Below are 4,816 nucleotides of genomic sequence, written 5' to 3'. Positions count from 1 at the left end.
CGCATCATGGGCATGGGCCCGGCACCGGCCACGCGGCGCGTGCTGGCGTTGACCGGCCTGAAGCTCGACCAGATCGACGTGATCGAATTGAACGAGGCGTTCGCCGCGCAAGGCCTGGCGGTGCTGCGCGACCTCGGCCTGAAGGACGACGACGCGCGCGTCAACCCGAACGGCGGCGCGATCGCGCTCGGCCACCCGCTCGGCGCGAGCGGCGCGCGGCTGGTGACGACCGCGGTGAACCAGCTGCACCGCAGCGGCGGCCGCTACGCGCTGTGCACGATGTGCATCGGCGTGGGCCAGGGCATTGCGGTGGTGATCGAGCGGGTCTGACCCACATCCGTTCGCCCTGAGCTTGTCGAAGGGCCGGACTGAGCCCACGTCCGTTCGGGCTGAGCCTGTCGAAGCCTGGCGCGCTTCGGGCACAACCCTTCGACGGACGGGCCCTCGACAAGCTCGGTCCCTGCTCAGGGCGAACGGTGTTTATTTGCACGCCGCCAGCGCGGCCACAGCAGGTTCAGCGCCAGCCCTGCCATCACCAGCCCGGCGGCGACCAGTTTCCACGCCGGCAGCGATTCGCCCAGCCACCACGCCGACGCGGCCATGCCGAACACCGGCACCAGCAACGCCATCGGCGTGATGGTGGCCGCCGGGTGGCGCGCCAGCAGCCAGCCCCAGGCCGCGTAGCCGAACAGCGTGTTGCCGACCGATTGCCACAGCACCGAGGCCCAGGTCACCGCATCGGCCTGGCGCAGGCCGGCCTCGATCGCCGCGCTGCCTTCGAAGCACCACGACAGGACGAACAGCGGCGGCACCGCGAACGCGCTGGTCCAGACGACGTAGGCCAGCATGTTCACGCGGCCGGCCGCGCGGCTGACGATGTTGCCGCCGGCCCACGACAGCGCGGCGAACAGCACCATCAGCACGCCGGCCACCGTGGTGTCGCCGCCGGTGTGTGAACCGCTGGTGTGTGAAGCGATAACGACGATGCCGGCCGCCGCCAGCAGAAGCGCCACCCACTGGAACGGGCGCACCACCTCGCCGCTGCCGCGCATCGCCAGGCCGATCGTGAAGAACACCTGCGTCTGCACGACCAGCGACGCGAGCCCCGGCGTGATGTGCCCGCGCATCGCGAGGTACAGCACGCCGAACTGGCCGACGCCGATCAGCAGCCCGTAGGCCGCGAGCTTGCGCCACGGCACCGCCGGGCGTGGCAGGAAGAACACCGCAGGCAGCAGCGCGAACGTGAAGCGCAGCGCGGCGAACAGCAGCGGCGGCAGGTGCGCGAGGCCGAGCTTGATGACGACGAAGTTGGTGCCCCAGACCGCGACGACCAGCAGCGCGAGGACGAAGTGCCGTGCCGGCAACGGAGCGCTCATGCGAGCACGACCCGGTTGCGCCCGGCGCCCTTGGCCGCACGCAGTGCCTGGTCGGCGCGCGCGATCGTCTCGGCCACCGATTCACCGGCCCGGTGCTCGGTGACGCCGGCCGAGAAGCTGACGTGCATCGGCGGCCCTTGCGCGTCGATCTGCATCGCGAAGATGCGTTCGCGCAGCCGCTCGAGCCCGAGGCGTGCGAGCGAGGCGCGGGTGTCCGACAGCAGCAGCAGGAACTGCTCGCCCTGCCAGCGCCCGAGCAGGTCGGAGATGCGGATCACGTTCAGTGCTTCTCGCGCGAAGCGCTTCAGCAGCCGGTCGCCGAACTCATGGCCTTGCTGGTCGTTGATCTTGCGGAAGCCGTCGAGGTCGATCATCGCGAGGCAGAAGGTGTAGCCGGAACGCACGCCGCGCTGGCGTTCCTGCTCCATCAACTCCTGCATGTGGCGGCGGTTGATCAGGCCGGTCATCTCGTCGCGGGTGGCGAGGTCCTGGATGCGCGCGAGCGCCACCGACAGCTCCTTCTTCTGCCGCCGCATGCGCTCGCGCAGGCGGCTGAGCTGCCCGGCCAGCACCGCGATGGCCGGCACCATGATCGCGATCATGATGAAGTGCCCCCATTCGACCGCCGGCTCGTAGGTGGCCGGGTCGTGCCAGGCCATCGCCGCCATCGTCGCGCCGAACAGCGCCACCGCGAACAGCGCGATGCGCATCACCTGGGCCGGCGGCAGCGCATACATGCTGAACATGAAGATCACCATCAGGATCGGAAAGGCGCCGCCGCGGCCCGCGCCGGCCAGTGCGTAGCCGGCCGCGCCGCAGACGATCGCGAACACCATCTGCGCCTGCGTCAGCGCCGGGTCGGGCAGCTTCAGGTTGAGGCCGCTGCGGATCACGCCGAAGAAGACCGCGAAGCCGCCGGCGAGCAGCACGCTCCACAGCGCGACGGGCCAGGCAGGCKCGAGGCCGGCGGCCACGAGGTACTGCATGTTGAGCACGCTGCCGAGCACCAGCAGCATCGCGACGCCGCATTGCACGAGCCGCAAGCGCTGCTTGGGTTCGGTGCCGAACACACGGTCGGCGAGAGGGGCGAGGACGGTCCGCACGGGGCGAGAGGTTATCAGCCCCGCAGCCCCCGGCCGCGCCATGTCACGGGTTCAATCGTTCCAGCGGGTTAACGCCAGTGCACCGAGCACCGTGCCGTCGATCGCGGCATCGCCGACCTGGCAGCGGTGGCCGGGCAGCGATTGCGCGAGCAGGGCGAGGTAGGCGGCATTGCGGGCGAGCGGGCCTTCGACGACGACCGGCGACGGGCCGGACAGCGCCAGCACGCGCTCGGCGGTCATCGTGGCGCAGTACTGCGCGGCCAGCGTCGCGCGCTGCGCCGGCGTGAGGCGCTGCACGGCCTGCGCGGTGACGTCGTCGCCACGGCAGACGATGCGCGGGCCGCCGCCGTCGGCCGAGGCCACGGCCTGGATGCCGGCCTCGGCCAGCGCCGGCAGGCACGCGAGGTCGGCCGCATCGGGATCGGCGCCGGCGCACAGGGCCGCATGGTCGCGCCCGCCCATGAAGCGTGCGGTGGGCACCAGGTCCTGCGCGACCGAGACGTTGGCAAGCATGTCGGCCGACAGGTCCAGCCGATCGACCGACCCGCCGCAGGCCATCACGACGGTCCAGGTGCCCGATGTCACGAGCGTCATCGCCGGCGAGCGCTTCAGGTGGCGCGCGAGGCAGGCATTGCTGTCGTGCACGCCGGCATGAATGAAGCCGTCAGCCGGCAGGCCGAGGCGCTTCGCCAGTTCGGGGCGCACCGGCCCGAGCACCTCCCACGCAGACCGCAGCGGCGCGAAGCGTCGATCCCAGCCTTCGGCCCGCGCGAGCCGCGACCAGCCGCGAGCGATCGGCGCCCACAGATGCGTGTGGCAGCCCAGTGAACTCGCCTCGCTCGCCGCAACCCCGCTCAATCGCCAGGCCCAGTACTGCGGATACGGCAGCAGCGTGGTCGCACGCGCGAACTCACTCGGGCATTCGCGCGACAGCCAGTACCACGGGCGCGCCGCATTGAGCCCCATTGGCAGATGCGGCGACAGCGTCTCGCGCAGGTCGCCCACGGCTTCCGCGTAAGCCTCCCGTTGATCGGCATAGCCGTCGAACTCGTAGTCGACGATCGGAAGCACGAGGCCGTTCGCATCGATCGCGGCGAAAGCGGCGCCGTGCGTGCTCGTGACGATGCGATCGACGTGGAACTCCACCGCCAGCGACGCGAGGCTGTCCCACAGCCACGCTTCGATGCCATCGGTGTCGAGAGCCGCATAGCCGGCGGGGCTGGTGACGCTGGCGTTGTCTTTCGTGCGGACGGCGAGGACACGATCGCTCGCGTCAAGGGCGCACAGCTTGACGTGGGTCTTGCCGATGTCGAGCACGACGGTAGCTGGTTGCTTCATCTGTCATTCGAGATGGAACATCGGCTGCAAAGCCACCACCTGAGGCGCCAGTGACGGCTCGACCTCCATCAGCCCCGCCATTTCCGCCCACCAGCGCTGCATCACCGGATGCGACGGCAACTCGGCCATCCGATGGTCGGAAGTACGGCGCAGCACCGCGAACAGCGCCAGGCTCTCTTCGTCGAGAAAGATGCTGTAGTCGCGCACGCCGGCTTCGTGCAGCAGGTTCGCGAGCTCGGGCCACAACGCATCGTGGCGGCGCTTGTACTCGGCCGCGCAGYCCGGCTTCAGGCGCATCCGGAACGCGACCTGCTCCATCACAGCAGCACCCGCGGGCCGCGCAGCAGCCGCGGCAGCACCATCGAGACGATCAGCAGCACACCGACGATCATCGCCATCACGATGCCCGAGATGTTGGCCATGCCGAGTGCGAACGTGAACAGGCCCAGCAGCAGCACGGACAGCAACACGCCGACGATGCTGCCGCGCCCACCTTCGATCGCGACACCGCCGAGGATCACCATCGTCACGGCATCCAGTTCCCAGCCGAGTGCGATGTTCGGGCGCGTGCTGCCGATGCGGCCGGTCAGCAGCACCGCGGCCAGTGCGGCCATCAGGCCCGCAAAGACGAACAGCGCGAAACGGTGGCGGTCGACCTCGATGCCGGAAAAACGCGAGGCGATCGGGTTGGCGCCGATCGCGACCAGGCGCCTTCCGGTGACCGTGCGATGCAGCAGCACGCCGACGGCCACGGCCATCACCAGCAGGATCGCGAACTCGATTGGCACGATCAGCCACGGCACCCCGATCAGGTCGCCCAGGTAGCCATTGCCCAGCACCGACAGCGCCTCGGGGTAGCCGGTGATCGCCTGGTCGCCCAGCACCACCAGCGCAATCCCCCGGTACAGCGACAGGCTGCCGATCGTCACGACGATGGACGGCAAGCGGTACGCGGTGACGAGCCAGCCGTTCAATGCGCCCGCCGCGGCACCGGTGCCG

Annotated in this window: 5 protein-coding genes and 1 pseudogene; 1 reads left to right on the top strand and 5 read right to left on the bottom strand. The window is 70.1% G+C overall.

All coding sequences use genetic code 11. The features are described 5' to 3' along the window. Positions 1-330: pseudogene (locus AC1D15_RS18380) on the top strand (3-oxoadipyl-CoA thiolase); the annotation flags it as partial. Between the two features lie 134 nt (positions 331-464). Here AC1D15_RS18380 and AC1D15_RS18375 read toward each other — a convergent pair. From AC1D15_RS18375 to AC1D15_RS18355, 5 genes are all read right to left on the bottom strand, one after another. After that, the gene (locus AC1D15_RS18375) at positions 465-1,364 is read right to left on the bottom strand and encodes an EamA family transporter (protein WP_477827115.1); all 900 of its coding nucleotides are present in this window, start codon (positions 1,362-1,364) and stop codon (positions 465-467) included. A gap of 8 nt (positions 1,365-1,372) precedes the next feature. Next, entirely contained in the window at positions 1,373-2,479 is a 1,107-nt protein-coding gene (locus AC1D15_RS18370; protein ID WP_477827114.1) for a GGDEF domain-containing protein, read from the bottom strand. A gap of 51 nt (positions 2,480-2,530) precedes the next feature. Then, on the bottom strand, positions 2,531-3,817 hold the full coding sequence (locus tag AC1D15_RS18365; RefSeq protein ID WP_477827113.1) for an FGGY-family carbohydrate kinase: 1,287 nt from the start codon (positions 3,815-3,817) through the stop codon (positions 2,531-2,533). Positions 3,818-3,820: 3 nt separating this feature from the next. Continuing rightward, positions 3,821-4,135 (bottom strand): L-rhamnose mutarotase, encoded by a 315-nt coding sequence (locus AC1D15_RS18360; RefSeq protein ID WP_477827112.1) that lies wholly within the window; start codon positions 4,133-4,135, stop codon positions 3,821-3,823. Then, the coding region (locus AC1D15_RS18355) for an ABC transporter permease (RefSeq protein WP_477827111.1) at positions 4,135-4,816 on the bottom strand (682 nt) is incomplete at its 5' end. The genes AC1D15_RS18360 and AC1D15_RS18355, both read right to left, overlap by 1 nt.

The organism is Rhizobacter sp. P2_H2 (genome assembly GCF_056403375.1).
Note: the sequence above shows the minus strand (reverse complement) of the source record. Positions and strands in the feature narration are given on the sequence as shown.

Excerpts from the sequence above, each read along its gene's own strand:
- AC1D15_RS18365 (WP_477827113.1), bottom strand. The coding sequence starts at position 3,817 with ATGAAGCAACCAGCTACCGTCGTGCTCGACATCGGCAAGACCCACGTC.